Annotated in this window: 18 protein-coding genes; 10 read left to right on the top strand and 8 right to left on the bottom strand. The window is 70.4% G+C overall.

The genetic code is table 11. The features are described from left to right. Positions 1 to 16 precede the first annotated feature (16 nt). Complete coding sequence (locus JOE57_RS15390) at positions 17 to 778, bottom strand: endonuclease/exonuclease/phosphatase family protein (RefSeq protein ID WP_204919374.1); 762 nt, start codon at positions 776 to 778, stop codon at positions 17 to 19. 82 nt (positions 779 to 860) lie between these two features. Here JOE57_RS15390 and JOE57_RS15385 point away from each other — a divergent pair, with 82 nt between their 5' ends. Then, positions 861 to 1,859: a DUF2804 domain-containing protein gene (locus JOE57_RS15385; RefSeq protein WP_204919372.1), complete on the top strand. Its 999-nt coding sequence runs from the start codon at positions 861 to 863 to the stop codon at positions 1,857 to 1,859. A gap of 12 nt (positions 1,860 to 1,871) precedes the next feature. On the opposite strand, the gene JOE57_RS15380 is transcribed toward JOE57_RS15385, so the two are convergent. Further along, positions 1,872 to 5,132, bottom strand: a complete 3,261-nt coding sequence (locus tag JOE57_RS15380) for a S41 family peptidase (protein WP_204919370.1) — start codon at positions 5,130 to 5,132, stop codon at positions 1,872 to 1,874. Positions 5,133 to 5,239: 107 nt separating this feature from the next. Here JOE57_RS15380 and JOE57_RS15375 point away from each other — a divergent pair, with 107 nt between their 5' ends. Both JOE57_RS15375 and JOE57_RS15370 read left to right on the top strand, forming a co-directional pair. Then, complete coding sequence (locus tag JOE57_RS15375; RefSeq protein ID WP_204919368.1) at positions 5,240 to 5,779, top strand: hypothetical protein; 540 nt, start codon at positions 5,240 to 5,242, stop codon at positions 5,777 to 5,779. 32 nt (positions 5,780 to 5,811) lie between these two features. Beyond that, positions 5,812 to 6,495, top strand: a complete 684-nt coding sequence (locus tag JOE57_RS15370; RefSeq protein WP_204919366.1) for an A24 family peptidase — start codon at positions 5,812 to 5,814, stop codon at positions 6,493 to 6,495. A gap of 3 nt (positions 6,496 to 6,498) precedes the next feature. Here JOE57_RS15370 and JOE57_RS15365 read toward each other — a convergent pair whose 3' ends face one another. Next, positions 6,499 to 6,903 carry a pilus assembly protein CpaE gene (locus tag JOE57_RS15365; RefSeq protein ID WP_204919364.1) on the bottom strand — a complete coding sequence of 135 codons (405 nt, stop codon included), beginning with the start codon at positions 6,901 to 6,903 and terminating at the stop codon, positions 6,499 to 6,501. A gap of 64 nt (positions 6,904 to 6,967) precedes the next feature. Between JOE57_RS15365 and JOE57_RS15360 the strand changes: the two genes are divergently transcribed. Further along, on the top strand, positions 6,968 to 7,849 hold the full coding sequence (locus JOE57_RS15360; protein ID WP_204919363.1) for a DUF2510 domain-containing protein: 882 nt from the start codon (positions 6,968 to 6,970) through the stop codon (positions 7,847 to 7,849). Here the strand turns inward: JOE57_RS15360 and trpD are convergent. Genes trpD through JOE57_RS15345 form a run of 3 tightly spaced genes read right to left on the bottom strand, consistent with a single transcriptional unit; the run spans position 7,846 to position 10,416 of the window. Next, positions 7,846 to 8,913: an anthranilate phosphoribosyltransferase gene (trpD, locus tag JOE57_RS15355; protein ID WP_204919361.1), complete on the bottom strand. Its 1,068-nt coding sequence runs from the start codon at positions 8,911 to 8,913 to the stop codon at positions 7,846 to 7,848. The genes JOE57_RS15360 and trpD overlap by 4 nt on opposite strands. A 4-nt stretch (positions 8,914 to 8,917) precedes the next feature. Continuing rightward, positions 8,918 to 9,355 carry a response regulator transcription factor gene (locus JOE57_RS15350; RefSeq protein WP_204919359.1) on the bottom strand — a complete coding sequence of 146 codons (438 nt, stop codon included), beginning with the start codon at positions 9,353 to 9,355 and terminating at the stop codon, positions 8,918 to 8,920. Continuing rightward, the gene (locus JOE57_RS15345) at positions 9,352 to 10,416 is read right to left on the bottom strand and encodes a cytochrome c oxidase assembly protein (RefSeq protein WP_338041334.1); all 1,065 of its coding nucleotides are present in this window, start codon (positions 10,414 to 10,416) and stop codon (positions 9,352 to 9,354) included. Before JOE57_RS15345 ends, JOE57_RS15350 begins: the two co-directional genes overlap by 4 nt. Before the next feature lie 146 nt (positions 10,417 to 10,562). On the opposite strand from JOE57_RS15345, the gene ctaE reads away from it, so the two are divergent. From ctaE to JOE57_RS15315, 6 genes are all read left to right on the top strand, one after another. Continuing rightward, the gene (gene ctaE, locus JOE57_RS15340) at positions 10,563 to 11,270 is read left to right on the top strand and encodes an aa3-type cytochrome oxidase subunit III (protein ID WP_204919357.1); all 708 of its coding nucleotides are present in this window, start codon (positions 10,563 to 10,565) and stop codon (positions 11,268 to 11,270) included. A gap of 120 nt (positions 11,271 to 11,390) precedes the next feature. Further along, entirely contained in the window at positions 11,391 to 12,194 is an 804-nt protein-coding gene (gene qcrC, locus JOE57_RS15335) for a cytochrome bc1 complex diheme cytochrome c subunit (protein WP_204919355.1), read from the top strand. Next, complete coding sequence (qcrA, locus tag JOE57_RS15330; protein WP_204919353.1) at positions 12,191 to 13,291, top strand: cytochrome bc1 complex Rieske iron-sulfur subunit; 1,101 nt, start codon at positions 12,191 to 12,193, stop codon at positions 13,289 to 13,291. Before qcrC ends, qcrA begins: the two co-directional genes overlap by 4 nt. After that, positions 13,291 to 15,069, top strand: coding sequence for a cytochrome bc1 complex cytochrome b subunit (qcrB, locus tag JOE57_RS15325; protein ID WP_204919351.1), 1,779 nt, complete (start codon positions 13,291 to 13,293; stop codon positions 15,067 to 15,069). Before qcrA ends, qcrB begins: the two co-directional genes overlap by 1 nt. Before the next feature lie 93 nt (positions 15,070 to 15,162). Then, positions 15,163 to 15,918, top strand: a complete 756-nt coding sequence (locus JOE57_RS15320) for a hypothetical protein (RefSeq protein ID WP_204919349.1) — start codon at positions 15,163 to 15,165, stop codon at positions 15,916 to 15,918. A gap of 157 nt (positions 15,919 to 16,075) precedes the next feature. Further along, the gene (locus JOE57_RS15315) at positions 16,076 to 17,593 is read left to right on the top strand and encodes a GuaB1 family IMP dehydrogenase-related protein (RefSeq protein ID WP_204919347.1); all 1,518 of its coding nucleotides are present in this window, start codon (positions 16,076 to 16,078) and stop codon (positions 17,591 to 17,593) included. A gap of 1 nt (position 17,594) precedes the next feature. Here the strand turns inward: JOE57_RS15315 and JOE57_RS15310 are convergent, their stop codons facing one another. Together JOE57_RS15310 and JOE57_RS15305 are read right to left on the bottom strand one after the other, a co-directional pair. Continuing rightward, positions 17,595 to 18,482: a 3-methyladenine DNA glycosylase gene (locus tag JOE57_RS15310; RefSeq protein ID WP_239578969.1), complete on the bottom strand. Its 888-nt coding sequence runs from the start codon at positions 18,480 to 18,482 to the stop codon at positions 17,595 to 17,597. Positions 18,483 to 18,588: 106 nt separating this feature from the next. Next, the gene (locus tag JOE57_RS15305; protein ID WP_204919345.1) at positions 18,589 to 20,967 is read right to left on the bottom strand and encodes a PEP/pyruvate-binding domain-containing protein; all 2,379 of its coding nucleotides are present in this window, start codon (positions 20,965 to 20,967) and stop codon (positions 18,589 to 18,591) included. Between the last annotated feature and the right edge of the window lie 9 nt (positions 20,968 to 20,976).

Here is a 20,976-nt window from a genome sequence, read left to right as displayed (position 1 = left end):
GGCAGAGGCCGGAGGTTCAGCGAAGGGCGACCAGGTCCGCCACCACCGGGTAGTGGTCGGAGGCGCCGGAGCGGACCACCCAGGTCCGGAGCGGAGCCAGCTCCCGGCTCATCCAGATGTAGTCGATCCGGCGCCCGCTGGAGGTGAACGGCAAGCCTCGCCCGGCCCGCCAGGCGTCGGTCAGCCACCGCCGCAGCCCGGACAGCTCCCCGGCCCGGGAGAGAGCGTTGAAGTCGCCGGCAACGACGGTCGGGAGCTGCCGCTGGTCGAGGTGCTGCACCAGCTCGGTCGCCTCATGCCGACGGGCCCGGCGGTCATGCGCCGACAGGTGCGTGTTCACCAGCCGGATCGTCCTGCCGCCCCAGTTGACCTCTGCCGTCAGCAGTCCCCGCGGCTCGTTGGCCCGGAGCGCGTAACGGAGGTGTCCGCGATCGGAGAAGGGCAGCCGGGACAGCAGAGCCAGACCGTACTCACGATCGGGAGCGGCTTCGCGGTCGGCGGGCAGCACCAGGATGGGCGCGAAGTGCAGGTGCATCCCCAGCCGCTCCGCGTACCACTGCGGCTGGTCCAGGTGCCCGCTCCGCGGGTGGAAGTGGCGGTCGACCTCCTGCAGGGCGACGATGTCGGGTGAGCAGGACTCGATTGTGCTGGCGATCGCCCCCAGGTCCAACCGGTTGCGCCGGTCGGCGCCGTGATGGGTGTTGTAGGTCATCACCCGCAGCCGGCCGCCCGCTGCATCGGCCGGGCCCGGGCGCTCTTGCCGGAAGCTCCATCGCACCCGCGCGATCCTATGCCGCCTCCCGGCCAGTCCGCCGGACGCCCTGACCGAGCCCGGATTTCGCACTACGCTCGTCGTCACCATGACACGCCAGCATGAGGTCGAGATCACCGAGCCGGTCGATCTCTGCCTGCCCGACGGCCGGTTGAACCCGGCTGCGGTGGGCTGGACCCGTCGACCCCTGCATCGCTCGGTCCTGACCGGGTGGGGCCGGCGCAAGCGGTGGGAGTACTGGGGGATCGTCTCCCCCAGCCACATCATCGGCGTCACCGTCTCCTCGCTCGACTATGTCGGGGTGCACGAGCTCTATGTGCTGGACCGCCAGACGGAGGTGGAGACCGACTGCACCAGGGTGGTGCCCCTCGGGCGGGGCGTTGAACTGCCGGAACGCAGCGGCGTGGGCACCGTCAGCGGTCGGGCGCCAGGCTTGCGGATCGACATCGACCAGCAACCGGACGGGACCCTGCTGGTGGCCACCGGGCCCGACGTGAGGCTGCAGTTGCTGGTCGAGCAACCGGCCGGGCACGAGTCGCTCGGCGTTGTGGTGCCCTGGAGCCGGCAGCAGTTCGTCTACACGGCCAAAGACGTCGGTCGGCCGGTCAGCGGCAGCCTGCATCTGCGCTACGAGGAGCATCCGGTGCCGCTCGACTCCTCCTTCGCCGTGCTCGACCACAGCCGGGGACGGTGGCCGTACCGGACCCACTGGACCTGGGCCGCAGGCAGCGGCACGGAGGCCGGCCGCCAGCTGGCCATCCAGCTCGGCGGCGGCTGGACCGACGGCACCGGCTCGACAGAGAACGCTCTCTTCGTCCAGGGGCGCATGCACAAGATCAGCGAGGACCTGACCTGGGAGTACCGCCGGGACGCCCGGCGTCGCCCCTGGCTCATCCGCGGCGAGCGGCTGGCGGCCAGTTTCCACCCGTTCCACGAGCGGGTGGCCAGGACGAACCTGGGCCTGGTCGCCGGCGAGACGCACCAGATGTTCGGTTTCTTCGAGGGCTGGGCCAGCACGGACAGCGGCGAGCGGGTCGGCCTGGACGGGCTCGTCGGCTGGGTCGAGGAGGCCGACAACCGCTGGTGACGGTCCGGCGGCTCAGCGCCGCACCCGGGGCGGCGGCATCGCCGGAGGTTCCGCCGCCGGGGTCCGCGCCAGCCGGTCCAGCGCCTCGGCCACAGCCCGGTCCAGCTGGACGTCCTCCGGCCGGTACCAGTCGGCCGGGGAGACGACGACCTCGATGTCGGGGTCGATGCCGTGGTTCTCGACCCCCCACCCGTAGCCCTTCAACCAGAACGCATACCGCGGCTGGGTGACGCCGGTGCCGTCGACCAGCTCGAACCGGCCGTCGATGCCGACGACGCCGCCCCAGGTGCGGACGCCCACGACCGGGCCGAGCCCCATCGCCTGGGCGGCCGCGTTGACGATGTCGCCGTCGGAGCCGGACCACTCGTTGGCGACGAAGATCACCGGTCCGCGGGCCGACTGGTGCGGGTAGTCCTCCTGGCTCGCGTAGTGCCGCGCCGTCGTCCAGCCGAGCACCTTGCGGGCCAGCCGCTCGATCACCAGCTGGCTGGTGTGCCCACCGCGGTTGTAGCGGACATCCACGATCAGCCCTTCGTGTCGGGTGGCGACGTCGATGTCACGGTGGATCTGGGCCCAGCCGGGCCCCGCCATGTCCGGTATATGCAGGTACCCGAGCCGGCCGCCACTGGCCTGCCGCACATAGTCCCGCCGCCCGGCGACCCAGGCCTGGTAGCGCAGCGGCTCCTCGTCAGCGAGCGGCAGCACGACCACCCGCCGGTCCGGCGATCCGTCGGCCGGTCGCAGGGTGATCTCCACCGGCTTGTCGGCCGCCCCCGTCAGTGCGGCACCTGGACCGAGCCTCGGGTCCAGGGCGCGACCGTCGACAGCCAGAATGAGGTCGCCGACCGCCGCACCGATCCCGGCAGCGCGCAGCGGCGAGCGCGCATCAGGATCCGACGACTCACCGGGCAGGATCTTGTCGATCCGCCAGCCGCCACCCTCCACCGGTGACAGGTCGGCACCGAGCAGGCCGACCCGTCGGCTCTGGTCGCCCGGCGGCTGGCGTGGCATCACGTAGGCGTGGGAGGTGTTCAGCTCGGCCACGGTCTCCCAGAGCAGGTCGACCAGGTCGTCGTGGCTGCTCAGCGCGTCCACGATCGGCCGATAGGGGTCGAGCACGCTCTCCCACTCGATCCCGTCCAGGTCGGCGCGCCAGTAGTGGTCCCGCATCAGCCGGGCGTTCTCCTCGAACATCTGGCGCCACTCGGCAGCCGGGTCGAGCTCGAACCGGAGCCTGCCGAGGTCGACCTCGACCCGGGCCGAGTCGTCCGGCTTGACCTGCCGGTCGGCGGGCAGCACCAGCACCGAGTCGCGGTCGCGGACGACCACCCGCTGGCCATCGCCGGAAAGGGCGTACGAGTCGAGCCGATCCACCAGCGTGACCAGCTTGCGAGCCTCGAAGTCGAAGCACTCCAGCACGTCGGCGGGCTCATCCCCCTGGACGCCTGAACGGGAGCTGCCCAGCACGCCTTGGACCGGACGCTCCCGGATCCACAGCACCCCCTTCGCAGCCGCGCGCAGATCGCGGTAGTTCCCGGCCGCGACGGCGAACGGGAGGATGCGCTCCTCGAAGCCGTCGAGGTCGACCGGGTCGCTGACGACCGCCGCGGCCGCCGCGACGGTGTCCGTCTTCGCCCGCTCATCGGCCTCCTTCGCCTTGCTCAGCCGCCACCCGTCCGCGCTGGGTCCGAACGGGGCCGGTGTGGTGCTGGCGAGTGGGATCAGGTAGGGCCGCACCGCCGAGGAGAACATCAGATTGAACACATGCGTGTCGTAGTTGGGGTCGAAGGTCCGGGCCGACAGGAATGCGAGGTATTTCCCGTCCACGGTGAAGCTGGGCGAGAAGTCGGCGAACCTGCCGTCAGTGAGCGCGACCGACTCGGCAGTGGGGTCGGACAGGTCGACCAGCCTCAGCTGGGAGTGGATGCCCAGCGGGTTCATCGGCTGGCTCCAGACGAGATAGCGGCCGTCCGGCGAGAAGGCCAGGTCGACCGCCTCCCCCTCACGGCTTCGCCCGACCTGGCGGACGTCCCCGCTGTCCACGCTCAGCACCCACACCCGGCCGTCATGGCTGATGCCGGCAACCTGGTCGCCGGCCCGGTTCGGCTCCAGATGCAGCACCCGTCCCAACTGGCCGGCGGCCAGTACGCGCACCGGGACGTCGGCAGTGAAGGCGTGCACCTCCAGCCGATCCTCGCCAGCCGCATCGCTGACGAGGATGGCCTGGGCGGTGTCGCCGAGCGCCCGCGGCTCGCGGATCCGGATTGCGGAGTCGGCTGCCAGGGCCCGGGCCGGCCCTTCCCGGTGCGACAGGTGGTAGGCGTTCCCGCGCCAGGCGACCAGGGATCCGTCAGCACCATGATCGGGCCGGATATCGGTGAGGTTCTCGGTCGGCGTGAGCAGCCGCGGGCGCCGACCCGGCGCGGGCGCGCCGAGGGAGACCTCGATCCGCATCGGTTCGGCGCTCAACTCCGGCAACAGGTAGAGCGCACCCCGGGCGTGGTACACCACCCGTTCGCCGTCGGAGGCCGGGTCGCGGACGTACCCCTGGTCGACGGTGTGGTGGGTGTGCCGGGTCAGCTCGGCGGAGCTGGCCAGCGGCTGCAGCGAGAACAGGTTGGCCTGGGCGTCCGCCCGGCCGGGGAGATCCGCCTCGTGGTCGCTGGCGAACAGCAGTCGGTCTCCGATCCACAGCGGAGCCACCAGCCCTGCGGTCAGCTCGGGCAGCAGCCGTTCGTAGTCGGCGCCGTCACCGGCCCGGTCGAGCCACAGCTTGGCGGCGGTCCCGCCGCGGTAACGCTTCCACGCAGCAGGCTCGCGGCTGCCCGGTGTCGCCACCACCACCGGACCGTCCGGGTGCACCGCAACTCCGGACACCGGCCCGTAGCGCAGCCGCTCCATCCGGCCGTCCAGGTCGACGGCCTTGGCGAACACGTGGCGCAGGTTGTCCTCCCCGGCCGACGACGCCACCAGCACCCGACCGTCGCCCGTCCAGCCCAGCACCCGAGTGGTCGCGTTGCCCCAGTAGGTGAGCCTGCGAGGCTGGTAGCTGTCGAGATCCATCACCATCACGTCCCACTGGCCGTCGCGGGTGGAGGTCCAGGCCAGCTGCCGGCCGTCCGGGGAGAATCGCGGGTACTTCACCGGGACGGTGTCGCTGGTCAGACGTGATGCGCGGCCACCCGCCACGGGAGCGACCCAGAGGTCGTCGGCGGCGCAGAACACCAGCTGGTCGGCGTGCAGGTGGGGATACCTGAGGTAGGCGTCGGACATGCTCGGGAGCCTACCGGCGGGCACCGACACGGGCATCAACGAACCGTGACCGCGGCACCTGCCGACGGACCGCTCACAACCGGGTGCCGACGCTGGCCTTCCTGGACATGACCAGCAGGACCCGACCCAGCGCCACCCTCCAGAACAGCGGCACCCCCAAGGACATCGCCACCCTCCAGGACAGCGCCACCACCCCGTGCGAACTGTCCTGGGTAGACGCGACCCCGTTCCGTGCCCATCTGCGGCATCTGCGGGAAGCGACCGGGGAGGACTGGCGGGTGATCGCCCTGCTGGCCGGCATCCCCACCGGCGCCATGGAACGGCTGATGTTCGGCCGCCGCGGCCGCCCGGTCCGCCGGATCAGTCCGGTGGTGGCGCGCCGGCTCTACCGGCTCTCGCCCCACCGGATCAACAGGGCCGGCGCGGCGATGGTCCCGGCCGGTCTGACCGGGAAGCTGCTGGCTCAGCTGGTCGAGCACGGATCGTCCACCCTCGAGCTGGCCGAGCGGCTGCGGCTGCCGCACCCCGAAGTGGTCGCCCTGGTCGCCGGCCGGCAGCTCCGCTGCAGCCGCCTCACCGCGCTGCGCACCCGGGTCGTGCACGAGGCAACGGTCGGCCAGCAGTGGCGGGCGGATCGGGCGGCCTGACGTGCGAGCCGGAGACAGTACGATCGACGACCATGGACAGCTGGCCTGGATGGTTGGGAGTCGCAGCCGTCACCGGCCTCGCGATGCTGCTGGTGACGGCCCCGACGCTGCGTCGCCTGCCCGAGCCCGAGCGGTCGCCCGAGCCGGAGCCCGAGGCCAAGATTCCCTACCGGCGGTTGGCCCAGCCGCCGTTCGTGCTCGGCTGCACTGCGCTGTCGGTGGCCGCCGCGCTGGTCGCTGCGGTGACCATGCCGGTCCAGGTGCTGCCACTCTGGCTGGTGCTGGCGACCGTCGGTGTGCTGCTGGCCGCGATCGACGCCGTCACCACCTGGCTGCCGTTGCTGCTGACCCGGGTCGCCTGGCTGCTGATGGGGCTGGCGGCCCTGGTCAGTCTCCTGTTCGGGGCTTCCCCCAGCCAGCTGGTCCGCAGCGCCCTCGGAGCAGCGCTGGCGACTGCGCTGTACTTCGCCATCTGGTGGCTGACCCGGGCGGGGATCGAGTTCGGCGATGTCCGGTTCGCACCATTGATCGGCGCGGCTGCCGCCGCCCAGTCGTGGCCGCTGCTGATCCTGGCGCTCGTCCTCGGCACCGTCGCCGGCGGAATCTTCGGGCTGGTCCGGCTGCTGTCGGGGCGGCGGCAGGCGTTCCCCTATGCACCCTCGATGCTGCTCGGCCCGTTCCTGGCCGGCCTGGCCCAGCAGCTGTCGGGGGTCTGACCTTCAGTCGGGCTCGCCGAAGGTGTACAGCAGGGCGCGGGCGTAGGCGTCGCTGGCCTCCCGCTCCGGTGGCGTGTGGTAGGCGCGGCGCGGTCCGGAGACGGTCACCACGTAGCCGTCCGGTGATCGGTCGAGAGACAGGAAGACCTCCTCCAGCAGGGTGCGCAGCTGCGACTCCCGTGGCAGCCAGACCACCTCGCTCGACTCGACCGAGTCCAGCGCCCATTCGACCGTTCCGTTGAAGTGGAACCGGGACTGGCCGTCCTTGACGACCAGCTCGACCACCATGTCGCTGATGGTGAACACGGAGTCGGCGATCTCTGGGCGTGGGATGAAGAACTGGTCGGCGTTGGCCGGTTCCCAGGTCAGGTGGGTCGACAGCCGCTGGGCGAGATCACGAGAGATCATGCAGAGAGTATTCCCGATCGTCCATCGCCCCGGGGTCATTGGCCGGTCGGGCTAGGCTTTCGCGGTGACCACCCCTCGACCCGGCTGGTACCCCGACCCGGCCGGGACGGAAGACCTCTTTCGGTTCTGGGACGGGCAGGAGTGGACCGAGGCGATCAGCGAGTCGCGTCAGGCGCCCCCGCCACGCGCAGTCCCGCCGCCCTCCGCAGCCTCCCCCGCCAGCACGGATTCCAGTTCTTGCGGGAGGCTCGACCCGGGACCTCGGCACACCGGCGTGGCCGTGGTCGCCTTCACGATCGGGGTGGCGTTGTTCGTCACCGCCGGGCTGTGCCTCGGTGCGGGCCTGGTCTGGCAGCAGTCGAAGGCGAAGACGCTGTCCCGGCCGTCGACCAGCACCCCCGCCGCCGGCCCGGCAGGCCAGGTCGACGAGGCCACCGGCAGGGCCAGGATCGGCCGCGTGGAGATGCAACTGCCGGGTGAGCCGTACCAGGTCTACGCCGGGTCGGTGCCGGTCGAGGGCGCGTTCGACATCTTCTTCGTGTCGAATGCGGTCGTGCACCGCAACTTCGCCGCACACCAGGACTGGTCGGCCACCGTCGGCTTGGCGCACCTCACCGGCTCGGCCGTCAAGAAGCAGGGACTGACCGGGGCAGGTGAGTCCACTCTGCGGACGATCACGCAGCACTTCTTCGGCGGCCATCCGACCACGGTGACCACTCCGACGGTCTCGAGCGGTCAGGTCAGCGGTCATCCGTCCGTCATCGTACGAGCCGAGGTGCACTACGCGATCAGCAAGCTCGCCAGCAGCCACGACGTGGTCACGGTGGTCCTGGTCCAACTGAACGACGGGTCCCTGGTCGCGGCGATCAGCTCCATCCCCGACGACGCGGAGCCGGCCGTTCGCCGGCAGGCCGCCGCGGCGCTCGCGACCCTGCAGATCTCCTAACCGGCCGCCTGCCGGGTCGCCGCGACCCACTGCTGCAGCTTGGCTCCGGCGGCGCCGGAGGTGAGAGACTCCTCTGCTGCGACCAGCTGGTCGGCGAACTGGCCGACCAGGTCGGCGTCCAGGTCCGGGCCGTTGAAGGCGAGCAGGGCGGCTGCCGCGTTCAGGGTGACGATGTCCCGCACCGGTCCCGCCTTGCCGGCCAGCAGCTCCCGCACGACCTCGGCGTTGGTGGCCGGATCACCACCCACCAGGTCCTCGACCCTCGCCCGCGGCAGACCCAGCAGCGTCGGGTCGAACTCGCTCCGCCGGACCTGCCCGTCACGGAACAGCCAGATGCTCGACGTGGTCGTCGTGGTCAGCTCGTCCAGCCCGTCGGCACCGTGGAAGACCATCCCCTGGTTGCCGCGTCGGGCGAACACGCCCGCCATCAGCTCGGCCATCCGCGGATCGGCGACGCCGACCGCCTGCGCGTTGGGGCGGCCGGGGTTGGTCAGCGGGCCCAGGAAGTTGAAGGTCGTCGGGATGCCCAGCTCGCGTCGTGCGACGGAGGCATGGCGCAGCCCGGGATGGTAGTGCGGGGCGAACAGGAAGCCGATTCCGGCGCTCTGGATCACCTGCTGCTGCCGGGCGGGGGGCAGGTCCAGCACGACGCCGAGCTGCTCGAGCACGTCGGCCGTCCCGCAGGCCGACGAGGCCGCCCGGTTACCGTGCTTGACCACCAACGCACCCGCGCCGGCGGCGACGATGGCCGCCATGGTGGAGATGTTCACGGTGTTGGCCCGGTCGCCGCCACTGCCGACCACATCGACCGCTCGCCCCTCGACGGTGATCGGGCTGGCGTACGACAGCATCATCTCCGCCAACCCGACGATCTCCTCGACGGTCTCGCCCTTGGCCCGCAGCGCCACCACGAAGGCTGCCATCTGCACCGGAGTCGCCTCGCCGGCGAGGATCTGACCCATGGCCCAGGCTGTCGCGTCGCTGCTCTGGTCCTCACCACGGACCAGCCCCGAGAGCACGGTCGGCCAGGTGAGCCGGGGCCCACCGTGCTGGTTCACCGTCATCGGCTCAGCCGGGGGTGACCGAGGTGCCCAGCCGACTGCGCAGCAGCGCTGCGACGGCAGCGGGCAGCCGGATCGGGTCGACCGGGTGCGAAATGGCTGCCTCGGCGCGCGACCAGGTCGCCAGCCAGGCGTCGTCGGGCCGGCCGGTCAGCACCAGGATCGGTGGGCACTGGAAGATCTCGTCGTGCAGCTGTCGGCAGATCCCCATCCCGCCGGGGACGGCCTCCCCGTCCAGCACCGCAACATCGATGCCGCCTCCGTCCATGGCCCGAATCACGGCCGGCTCAGTGGCCACCTCGACCACACGGAGCTCCGGCAGGTCGGCGGCGACCCGGCGACCGAGCGCCAGCCGGATGTCCTCGCGGACCGTCCGGTCGTCGGAGTAGACGAGGACCGTGGCCTGGGCGACCGGGGGCGTGTCAGGGTGGTCTGCGGGGCTCATGTTCGTCTGTCCTCATTCTGCCGTGGCTGGGTCAACGGAGTCTGCACCGTCGTCGGGTTCGACTGCAGCGAGTCGATGGTATCGCGCCGTTGCTGCTGCGCTCCCGCTGCTTGGGCCCGGGCTGCCTTGGCCTCGAGCATGTCCAGCCGCCGGTCCTCCCGGAGTGCCTCCCGCTGGCTGGCCGCGAACCACTGGACGAACAGCACAGCGATGAACACCAGGGCGACCACGTCACCGCTGCCCCACAGGATGCCGCCGGCCAGGTACTGGTCCTGGGCGGGGCTCTGCCCCCAGGTCCGGTGGAACGACAGGTACCAGTCCTCTGCTATCAGGGCATCCGAGCTCATGATGGTGATGCCGAGAAACGCGTGGAAGGGCATCGAGAGGAACAGCAGCAGCAGCCGTAGCGGATGGGTGACCCGACCCGGCACCGGGTCCACCCCGACCAGCGGCACCAGGAAGAGCAGTCCGATCAGCACGAAGTGCAGGTGCAGCACGTTGTGCCAGAACGGTGAGGCCAGCGTGATCGGATAGATGTCGGAGTAGTACAGCGCGAACGGGTTGGCGACGAACAGCGCCAGAGCCAACGGCGGGAAGGTCAGCACTCGCGCCACTCTGGAGTGCACGACGGTGAGGAGCGCCGACCGTGCCCGGCGCGGAAGGGTGCGCAGTGCGAGAGTGACCGGTGCGCCGAGGGCCAGGAACAGCGGCGTCATCATGGCCAGGATCATGTGCTGCACCATGTGCACGCTGAGCAGCACCGTGTCGTAGGTGCCGAGCGCCGAGAGGGTGGCGATCGCAGCACTGCCCAGCCCGCCACCCAGGAATGCCACCGTCCGGCCGATCGGCCACCGGTCGCCTCGCCGGCGGAGCCGCTGCACCCCCCAGAGATAGAGCGCCGCTGTCACCAGCAGTCCCAGGCCCAGGAACCAGTCCCAGCTCCAGGCGGTCAGCAGCCTGATCGGCGTGAGCGGAACGGGCTGCTCGTGCGGCGTCGCATGCATCGGGACGAGCCAGCCGACCGTCAGCGGAAGGACGGATTTGGCCACGAAGATGCTCACAAGGTCAGGCTAGTGCCCGCCGGAAGGCGCCTCGACCCCCGTCCAGGCATGCCCGAAAGCCGCCTTCGCCGGAGTCGAAGACACAAGAACACACCGATAGCGTGCCCCGGGGTGACCAAACCTGCAGGGCGGGCAATAATGACCACGTGGCAACTTCAACGGACACGGCGACCGGGCTACCGACCAGGCCCCACGGCGCGCTGCACCAGATCCCGCAATCCCGCCTGCGCGGCCATCCCGGCCGGCCGGACGCGGTAGCGGTCGGCACCATCGTCTGGTTGGCATCGGAGCTGATGTTCTTCGCCGCCCTGTTCGCGGCCTACTTCACCATCCGCAATGTCACCAACGCTGCCGCCACCGACCCGGCCCAGAGCCTGTGGGCCATCTCGACCGAGCACCTGAACATCCCCTTCGCCATTCTCAACACCAGTGTTCTGGTGGCGTCCTCGTTCACCTGCCAGATGGGTGTCTTCGCGGCCGAGCGCGGGCAGGTGTCACGGGCCGGCAGCCTGCTGAAGGTCACCAAGTGGGGGCTCCGGGAGTGGTACGTCCTCACCTTCCTGATGGGCTCGTTCTTCATCGGCGGCCAGGTGTTCGAGTACGCCGAGCTGATCCACGAGGGTCTGACCATCTCCGCCAACGCCTACGGGTCGGTGTTCTTCCTGGCTACCGGGTTCCACGGCCTGCACGTGACCGGTGGCCTGATCGCCTTCCTGCTGCTGATGGGGCGCACGTTCCTGGCTCGTACCTTCACTCACGAACAGGCGGTCAGCGCCGTTGTAGTGTCCTACTACTGGCACTTCGTCGACGTCGTCTGGATCGCCCTGTTCGGGGTCATCTACCTGCTCCGCTGAGCGTGTCGAGGCTCACACCGCAAGGCCCCACAACTGAACAGCCGGGTGCAACCAAACGTCGCCCGGGCACCGAATAGTCATCAGAACTCCACGAGTTTCGGATCAACCGAAGGGATCCCAGTGCGTTTCCTGTCTTCGCGACGACGTCACCCGGCGGCCAAGGGGCTGCTGTTGGTGTTGGCGCTGTTCACCATGGGCGCGCTGTACTCCCTGGTGGCGCCGGCCGCCCAGGTCTCCGCGGATCCCGGCACCAGCCAGCAGGTGGCCAAGGGCAAGGCCCTGTTCGCGGTCGGCTGCGCCTCCTGCCACGGCCTGAACGGCGAGGGCGGCAGCCAGGGACCGTCGCTGGTGGGCGTGGGCGCGGCCGCAGTCGACTTCCAGGTGGGCACCGGACGGATGCCGATGTCGCGTCCCGGCGCGCAGGCGCCGCGCAAGGAGAACCGCTACACCGACGAGGAGATCGCCGCACTGGCGGCCTTCGTCGCGACTCTCGGTCCAGGCCCGGCCATCCCCACTCCCGACCAGTACGAGCCGAAGGGCCTGTCCAGCGAGGACATCGCCCGCGGCGGTGAGCTTTTCCGCACCAACTGCTCGGCGTGCCACAACTTCGCCGGCGCCGGTGGCGCCCTGCCCAACGGCAAGTACGCCCCCTCGCTGGAGGGCGTCAGCAGCAAGCACCTGTACCAGGCGATGCTGACCGGCCCACAGCAGATGCCCGTCTTCTCCGACGAGGTGATAACCCCGAAGGACAAGCGCGAGATCATCGCCTACCTGCAGACGCTGGAGACCCGGCCGAGCCAGGGTGGGTTGACCCTGGGCGGCCTCGGCCCGGTCGCTGAGGGCTTCTGGGCCTGGGTGCTCGGCCTCGGGTCACTCGTCGGCTTCGCTATCTGGATCGCAGCAAAGGGGGCTCGCGCACGATGAGTCAGCACGATACGCACGACTCCGCCGGACACGACAGCACCGGCAAGGAGCTGGCCGTCACCGACGACCCGCGCTATCCGGTGCCCAACCCGGGACTGGAGGAGCACCTGCCGCGGCTGACCGACGTCGACGAGAAGGCCGGTAAGCGCGCCGAACGCCAGGTCGCCACCATGTTCGGACTGGTGCCGCTGCTGGCGATCGCCTTCGTGGTGATCTACTTCGCGGTCCCGAAGGATCTGGCGATCGACTTCGGCCCGCTGCACGCCAACGCCCTGCACACCCTGCTCGGCCTGACCCTCGGTGCGGCGATCCTGCTGATCGGCATCGGTGCCGTGCAGTGGGCCCGGCAGCTGATGGGTGACGTCGAGATCAGTGAGGACCGGCACCCGGCGGCCTCCTCGGAGGAGGCCCGGGCCGCGACCCTGGCCGAGTTCGACAAGGGTGTCGCCGAGTCGGGCATCACCCGGCGCAAGGTGCTCGGCCGCAGCCTGGCCGGTGCGCTGGGCGTGCTGGGCCTGCCGGCACTGGTGATGCTCGCCGACCTCGGCCCCTGGCCCACGAAGAAGGTGCGGGCCCAGACCATCGAGCACACCATCTGGAAAGAGGGCATCCGGCTGGTCAACGACATCACGTACACCCCCATCAAGGCCGAGGACCTCCGCATCGGGCAGCTGGTGAACGCGCAGCCGGAGAACCTGCAGGACCTGGAGGGCGTCGAGTTCGTCCAGGAGAAGGCCAAGGCCTCGATCATCATCGTCCGGATGAACCCGCAGACGATCAAGATCCCCGACTCGCGCAAGGACTGGCACGTCGGCGGGATCCTCTGCTACTCCAAGATCTGCACCCACGTCGGTTGCCCCATCAGCCTGTGGGAACAGCAGACCCACCACCTGCTCTGCCCGTGTCACCAGTCGACCTTCGACCTCGGTGACGCCGGCGTCGTGGTCTTCGGCCCGGCGGCCCGTTCGTTGCCGCAACTGCCGATCACCACCGACGCCGACGGCTACCTGGTCGCCCGGAGCGGGTTCACCGTTCCGGTCGGACCCAGCTATTTCGAGCGGGACTCGCGTCAAGACTTCAAGCAGGGTGACAACTGATGGCAAAGCCAGCCGCAACCACAAACCAGGCGCCGATTGTCGAGGCGCACGCCCCCGACAAGCAGCTCGGCCCGGTACTCAAGGCCGCCGCCGGACCCGCCAAGTGGGCCGACGACCGTCTCGGGCTCGCCGCCCTGGGGCGCAAGAACCTGCGTAAGGTGTTCCCCGACCACTGGTCGTTCCTGCTGGGTGAGGTGGCGCTGTACAGCTTCATCATCCTGCTGCTGACCGGCGTCTTCCTGACCATCTGGTTCAAGCCGTCGATGGCCGAGGTGGAGTACGACGGCACCTACCAGCTGCTTCGCGGACTGCCGATGTCGGAGGCGTTCTCCTCGACCCTCGACATCTCGTTCGACGTCCGCGGCGGCCTGCTCATCCGGCAGATGCACCACTGGTCCGCGATGCTGTTCGTGGCCGCCATGCTGGCGCACATGCTCCGGATCTTCTTCACCGGTGCGTTCCGCCGGCCACGGGAGATCAACTGGCTGCTCGGCGTCGCCATGTTCTCGATCGGCATGATCGAGGGCTTCGCGGGCTACTCGCTGCCGGACGACCTGCTCTCCGGCACCGGCCTTCGTTTCGTCGACGGTCTGATCCGGTCGATCCCGATCATCGGCACCTGGGCGGAGTTCTTCGTCTTCGGCGGCCAGTTCCCGGGCGGCATCATCATCGCCCGCCTGTACATGGCCCACATCCTGCTGATCCCCGGGCTGATCCTGGGCCTGATCAGCGCCCACCTGGCCCTGGTGGTCTACCACAAGCACACCCAGTACCCGGGCCCCGGACGGACCGAGAAGAACGTGGTCGGCTACCCGCTGTTCCCGGTGTACATGGCCAAGGCCGGCGGCTTCTTCTTCATCGTCTTCGGTGTCACCACGCTGATGGGTGCGCTGCTCACCATCAACCCGGTCTGGATGTTCGGACCGTACAACCCGGCACAGGTGACGGCCGGCTCGCAGCCGGACTGGTACATGGCCTTTGTCGAGGGCGCGATCCGCATCATCCCGAACTGGGAGTGGCACATCGGCGGCACCACCTGGTCGTGGAACATCTTCCTGCCCGGTGTCGGGCTGATGGGTCTGCTGTTCACGGTGATGGGCGTCTACCCGTTCATCGAACGCTGGGTCACCGGCGACACCGGTGAGCACCACATCCTGGACCGGCCCCGAAACAGGCCGACCCGGACCGCCTTCGGTGTGGCAGCGATGACCTGCTACGGCCTGTTCTGGATCGGCGGCGGCAACGACATCATCGCCACCCAGTTCAACCTGTCACTGAACTCGATCACCTACTTCCTGCGGTTCGCGGTCTTCATCGGACCGGTGCTCGCGTTCCTCATCACCAAGCGGATCTGCATCGGCCTGCAGCGGTCCGACCGGGCCCGGCTGCTGCACGGTGCCGAGTCGGGGGTCATCGTCCGCGATCCCTCGGGTGAGTACGCGGAGAAGGAGGTCCCGGTCAGCCTGGACGAGGCCTATGCCCTCACCCAGCACGCCGAGCTGCTGCCGATCGAGGCCGGTCCCGAGGAGGACGCCAACGGCGTGCCCGCCAAGACGATGTCGGCCAAGGAGAAGCTCAGGATCAGGGCGAGCCGGTTCTACTTCAAGGACAACGTCCGCAAGCCCAGCCGGGCAGAGCTGGAGGCGGCGGCCGCCCACCACGACGGTCACGGCAATGGCAACGGGCACCCGGTCGAGGGCAACGGGCACGCCATCGAGGGCGAGGAGCGCAAGGAGATCGGAGCCGTCCGGACCGACGAGTTCGGCATTCCCCGGTAGTCGGGCCTGTGTCGTTGGTCACGCCTGACAACGATTCGCCTCACGGCATCGTTGAACGGGGGTACTGACCGACGATAGCCGCTTTCGAGGGACATGACCGACAATCAGCGCCGCACGCCCACCGACCACCAGTCCGAGCCTGACCACCGGAAGAGAACGAGCCGGCTGGACCTGTCCCTGAGCCAGGTGCTCAGTGGTGCGGCCGCGGCGGCGACCGCAGCCGCACTCGGTTCCCACCTCGGCGTGGCCGGCACCATCCTGGGAGCGGCAGTGGCGAGTGTCATCGCGGCCATCGCCGGATCGGTCTACACCGCCTCGTTGCGCCACACCGGGAGCGGTGTGAAGAAGGTGCTGATCCGGTCGGCCGGTCATGACACCGGGCAGGCCACCCTGCAGCCGCCCATCGCAGTCGGCGGCCCACACCGGACCCGGACGCCCAAGCGGCTCACCGGCGTACTGGTGGTGGCCGGTGCCGCCTTCACCCTGGCCGTGCTGGGGATCACCGCGACCGAGGCCCTTCTCGGCCACTCGCTGTCCGGCGGCGGCGCGACCACGGTGCAGCAGGTCAGCCACCCCGCCGGGAACGGGCAGGTCGACACCACCCGGACTGACCGGCGGCAGCCGACCCAGACGCCCAGCCAGGACCCCTCGGCCACAGCCGCCACCCCTGCCGGTCCAGCGCCCACGCCGACCTCGGCCGACCCGACCTCGGCGTCGACCACGACGGCGCAGCCCGGCGATGCCTCCCCGACGACCGGGACCGTGCCGCCGGCGGCGCCGAGCCAGTCGACGACGACCGGGGCCGCCGGGCAGTCGGCCTCCCCCACCGCCGGCGACGGTTCCCGCTGAGGTCTGCTGGCGACGCGGCGGGCTGGGCGCCAGTCAGCCCGTCGAGCCGCCAACACCCGTACAAAGCCAAGGAAACTGTCACTCAGCCAGGCGGATTTCCCTGGCTTCGTGACAGTTTCCCAAGTCGACTTGGGAAACCGACACCCCCCCCGCGCTGATGGGCACCGGCTCGCTCGGAGGGGGCCGACCGGAGGAGAATGGTGGAGTGCGATTCCTCAACCCGAGCCATACCCCGGCTTATGACCTGACCTACTCCGACGTCTTCATGGTCCCCCGCCGGTCCGCGATCACCTCAAGGCTGTCGGTGGATCTGACCAGCACCGACGGGATCGGCACCACGCTGCCGCTGGTGGTCGCCAACATGACCGCCGTCTCCGGTCGGCGGATGGCCGAGACGGTGGCGCGGCGCGGCGGCATCGCCATCATCCCGCAGGACATCCCGACCGGCGTGGTCGCCGAGACCATCACCAAGGTGAAGGCCTCCCACATCGTGTTCGACACCGCGGTCACGGTGACGTCCGACACCACCGTCGGCGGCGCCTTGGCGCTGCTTGCCAAGCGCGCACACGGCCTGGTTGTGGTGGTCGACCGAGACCGTCCGATCGGAGTGGTGTCGGAGTTCGCCGCGGCCGGCGTCGACCGGTTCGCCCAGGTGCACGAGGTGATGACCGACGACATGCTGGTCGTCGGCCCGACCGCGTCGCCCGAGGAGATCTTCGACGCGCTCAGCGTCCGGCACGAGGAGACGGCTCTGGTGGTCGCCGACGGCCGGTTGCTGGGCGTGATGACCCGCAGGGGTGCCCTCCGCTCCACCCTGTACCGACCCGCTCTCGACCGGGACGGGCAGCTGATGGTCGGCGCCGCCGTCGGCATCAACGGCGACGTGGCCGGTCGGGCCGAGGCCCTGCTGGCGGCCGGCATCGACACGCTGGTGGTCGACACCGCGCACGGCCACCAGGACAAGATGATGCAGGCGCTGAAGGCGGTCCGTGAGGTGCGCGACCGGCTGGCCGAGGCCGGCGGATCCGCGTCCCGTCGGGTCCCGATCGTGGCCGGCAACGTCGTGGCAGCCGAAGGTGTCGATGACCTGGTCGAGGCCGGTGCGGACGTGGTCAAGGTCGGTGTCGGGCCGGGGGCGATGTGCACCACCCGGATGATGACCGGGGTGGGCCGCCCGCAGTTCAGCGCGGTGCTGGAGTGCGCCGAGGCCGCCCGGGCTGCGGGTCGTTCGGTCTGGGCCGACGGCGGTGTCCGCTACCCCCGGGACGTGGCGCTGGCGCTGGCGGCCGGCGCGGGCAGTGTGATGATCGGTTCCTGGTTCGCCGGCACCTACGAGAGCACCGGCAACCTGCTGCACGACCACCAGGGCAGGATGTACAAGGAGTCGTACGGGATGGCGTCGGCTCGTGCGGTGAAGCTGCGCACCCGGGACTCCTCCGGCTTCGACCGGGCCCGGGCCGGCCTGTTCGAGGAGGGCATCTCGTCGTCCAGGATGTACCTCGACCCGGAGCGGCCCAGTGTGGAGGACCTGATCGACTCGATCATCGCCGGCGTCCGGAGCAGCTGCACCTATGCCGGTGCCGCCGACCTGGAGGAGTTCCACCGCCTTGCCGTGGTCGGCGTCCAGTCACACTCGGGTTATGACGAGGGCCGGCCGCTGCACGCCAGCTGGTGAGTCACCCGAGCAGCTCGTCGGTCAGCCGGAGCAGGGCCCGACGCAGCGGCTCAGCCCGGTCGGCGAACACCCGTTGAGCCGCGACGTAGACCGCCCTGCCCTCGGCCGTCTCGACCGCCACCGGTGCGTACCCCAGCGAGGTCAGGTCGTAGGGGCTCGCCCGCATGTCCAGCTCTCGGATCTCCCGGGCCAGCGCGAAGCAGTCGGCCACCAGCTCCGACGGGGTCAGCGGCGACAGCTTGTAGGCCCACTTGTACAGGTCCATGTTGGCGTGCAGGCAGCCTGGCTGTTCGACCTCCGGCTGGCCTTGCCGGGTCAGCGGGAGCAGGTTCAGCGGTCTGGCCGGCTCGGTGAAGAAGCGGTAGGCGTCGAAGTGGGTGCAGCGCACCCCGCGCTCCTCGACGATGGCGGCCACCCGCTCCGGGGGGAACCGGAGCGGCAGCTGCGGGTGGCGGAGCCGACGCTGGTCCTGCCGGTAGACCATCGCCCACTCGTGCAGACCGAAGCAGCCGTACTGGGCCGGTCTGCCGACGGTCCGCCGGAGCAGGTTGTGCACCCAGGCCACCGTCTCACCGCGGGCCGACAGCACCGCAGCAGTGTCGACGCTCACCCCGGCGCTGCTGCGACGGTAGTCGCGCAGGTCGGCCAGCTCGGCCGCCGAGTCGCCGGTGAGCCGCACGCCGTGGCCGGGGTGCCAACGGCGCAGCTGGTAGGGCCGGTAGGAGTAGTACTCGAACAGGAAGTCCTCGACCGGGTGCGGCCGGCCGTGGCTGCGCCGTTGCCGGTGTCCCTCCAGCCAGCTGTCGACGCGGGCCCGGTGGTCGTCGCGACGGGCATGCCAGGTCGGCTCGTCAAGCACGAGCGGCTGGGCGGTGGGCGCGGTGGACACGGCACCCCATCCTAGGCGCGCTCGGCCCCCGGTGCGCTCGGGCCTCGGTGCAATCGGGCGGCGCCGCCCGGGCAGGTCGCGGCCCGGTCCGGATCCAGTTGGACCGTCACCCCGGCAGCACGACCCCGCGGTTTCCGTCGACGGTGACCAGGCTGCCCTCGGCCAGGGTGTCGACCGCGTCGAGGGTGCCGAGCACGGCCGGGATGCCATACTCGCGGGCGACGATGGCCGCGTGCGAGCCCGGGCCGCCGGTGTCGACGACCACCGCTGCAGCCCGCCGGAACAGGGGTGTCCAGGACGGGTTCGTGTACGGCGCCACCAGCACCTCGCCGGGTTGCAGTCGGTCGAACTCCGCTGCCGAGCGGATGATCCGTACCGGACCGGTGGCCACGCCGGCGGCACCGGCGGTCCCCCTGGCGAGGGTGCTGCCATCCTTGGGCGGCACTGACAGGTAGCGACGGTCTACCACCGGCCGGCGACCGAGGGTGGCACTCACCCGCCGTCGGTGCTCCACCAGAGCGCGGAGGCGGTCCCGGTCTTCGGGACCGGGTGGCCAGGTCAGCGCCAGCTCGTCCCGGCGGAGCCAGAAGACCTCCTCGGGCGCAGCCAACGCACCCACGTCGGTGAGCCGGCGACCATACTCGAGCAGGATGCGTCGCACCACCGGCTGCGCCATGGTGGCGTAGTAGTGGGTGTCCTCGCGGAACTGGGTGAAGCCTCGGGCCCGTTCGAGCTGCACCTCGACCCGCCGCCGGATCGGGGGCAACCGGGTCAACGGATGGGCGAAGAGCTCCCGCTCGGCTCTCGCGGTCCCGTTCGCGGTCGCGGCTGCCGGTTGCCCGGCACTGGCCTTCAACAGGGCCAGCACGGTCTCCGGGGCGTCGCGCCAGCAGGGCTGGCTGACATAGAGGAGCAACGACTCGCGGTGGCCGTGCACCCGCAGGAAGGCGTCGAAGTCGGCCAGGAAGCCGACCCCGGACGGTGAGGCCGCCAGCGTCGCCCGGATCCGGTCAGCAGGCTGCTCGACGAAGGTTCGGGCCAGCTCCGCGTCGGCCCGGATCCGGTCGGCCAGCTCCTCCAGCCACCGGTTCGTCTCCGCGGTCCTGGTCTCGACGCCGGCCATCAGGGTGCCGATCAGCCGACCGCGGTTCAGCAGCCGTAAGGTGATCTGGAACCGGCCGAGGGCCAGCACCGCACGGGCCAGGAACCGGCTCCGGAGCTCGAGCGCGCTGACGAACAGCTCCAGGGCACCGGTCATCGTCGGCTCGAGATCCGCGTACGGCAGCAGGGTCAGGTCGCGCCCCAGCCCGTCGCTGACCCCTGCCAGGAACCGCCGCATCCGCGGATCGTCCATCAGGACCTCTCGGCTGTAGCGATCCCCGTGCACGGCACTGCGGAGCATCCGCACCGGGGTGGACGGACCCACCCGAGGGGCTACCGGCACCAGCTCGACCAGAACGCCGTCCTGCTCGACCAGAAGGTCCTCGAAGGACCGCGGTCGCACGCCCATCGAGCCGACGAACAGTTCCACCCCCGCATAGCCGGCGGCGGTCCAGCTCGTCACGTCCATCGGGGTGGGCCGGATGGGCAGCAGTTCGGCCAGCATGGTGGCCATCGCCCGCTGCGCCCGGCTGACGTCGACAGGGGTGGGAAGGGCGGTCATCGCGCGAGCCTGCAGGATGTGGAACCGGCCGTCGGCCAGGGCCCACTCGATGTCCTGCGGCTGCCCGAAGAGTCGCTCGATCCGGGTCGCCAACCGGGTCAGCTCACGGAGCTGGCTTCGGGTCAGCACCGGTGTAGTGCCGACCGCGCCGGTGGTCTGGGTGACGCCGCCGCCGCGGACGGATCGGATCGCCACCTCGGCCCGCCCGAGGGTGATCGTGCGTGCCCGGCCCGTGCGCTTGTGCACCAGGTAGTGGTCGGGGGTCACCAGGCCGGCCGCGACCGCCTCGCCCAGCCCGGGGCTGGCGTCGACCGCGGCCAGCTCGCGTGCACCGCTGACCGGGTCGGCGGTGAAGATCACGCCCGCCACCTCGGAGTCGACCATGGCCTGGACGACCACGGCCATCGAGGAAGCCGCGTCGTCGAGGCCCAGCTCGGACCGGTAGTCGACCGCCCGTTCGGTCCACAGCGAGGCCCAGCAGCGGTGGACGGCAGTCAGCACCGCGTCCTCGCCGACGACGTTGAGGAAGGTGTCGTGCTGGCCGGCGAACGCGGCCCCCGGCTGGTCCTCGGTGGTGCTGGAGGACCGGACGGCCACCGGCCCGACCTCGAGCCGCCGGTAGGCCGCACGGATGGCCTCGGACACCTGGGCATCCTGGTCACGGCGGCGGAAGGCCTCGGTGGTGACCACATACCCTGGCGGGACCGGCAGACCGGCCCGCAGCAGCGCACCGAGCGCCGTCGCCTTGCCACCGGCGAGACTCAGCGACTCGGGCCCGAGCTCAGCCAGCGGCAGCACCAACGGGACGCTTGCGATGACCATCGATGCCGG

The sequence above is a fragment of the Microlunatus panaciterrae genome (assembly GCF_016907535.1).
Lineage (GTDB): Bacteria > Actinomycetota > Actinomycetes > Propionibacteriales > Propionibacteriaceae > Microlunatus > Microlunatus panaciterrae.
This window is presented reverse-complemented; position numbering and strand designations above follow the sequence as displayed.

Coding starts and splice junctions, on each gene's coding strand:
- JOE57_RS15385 (WP_204919372.1), top strand. CDS start 861: ATGACACGCCAGCATGAGGTCGAGATCACCGAGCCGGTCGATCTCTGC.
- JOE57_RS15380 (WP_204919370.1), bottom strand. CDS start 5,132: ATGTCCGACGCCTACCTCAGGTATCCCCACCTGCACGCCGACCAGCTG.
- JOE57_RS15375 (WP_204919368.1), top strand. CDS start 5,240: ATGACCAGCAGGACCCGACCCAGCGCCACCCTCCAGAACAGCGGCACC.
- JOE57_RS15370 (WP_204919366.1), top strand. CDS start 5,812: ATGGACAGCTGGCCTGGATGGTTGGGAGTCGCAGCCGTCACCGGCCTC.
- JOE57_RS15365 (WP_204919364.1), bottom strand. CDS start 6,903: ATGATCTCTCGTGATCTCGCCCAGCGGCTGTCGACCCACCTGACCTGG.
- trpD (WP_204919361.1), bottom strand. CDS start 8,913: ATGACGGTGAACCAGCACGGTGGGCCCCGGCTCACCTGGCCGACCGTG.
- JOE57_RS15350 (WP_204919359.1), bottom strand. CDS start 9,355: ATGAGCCCCGCAGACCACCCTGACACGCCCCCGGTCGCCCAGGCCACG.
- qcrA (WP_204919353.1), top strand. CDS start 12,191: ATGAGTCAGCACGATACGCACGACTCCGCCGGACACGACAGCACCGGC.
- qcrB (WP_204919351.1), top strand. CDS start 13,291: ATGGCAAAGCCAGCCGCAACCACAAACCAGGCGCCGATTGTCGAGGCG.
- JOE57_RS15320 (WP_204919349.1), top strand. CDS start 15,163: ATGACCGACAATCAGCGCCGCACGCCCACCGACCACCAGTCCGAGCCT.
- JOE57_RS15315 (WP_204919347.1), top strand. CDS start 16,076: ATGGGCACCGGCTCGCTCGGAGGGGGCCGACCGGAGGAGAATGGTGGA.
- JOE57_RS15305 (WP_204919345.1), bottom strand. CDS start 20,967: ATGGTCATCGCAAGCGTCCCGTTGGTGCTGCCGCTGGCTGAGCTCGGG.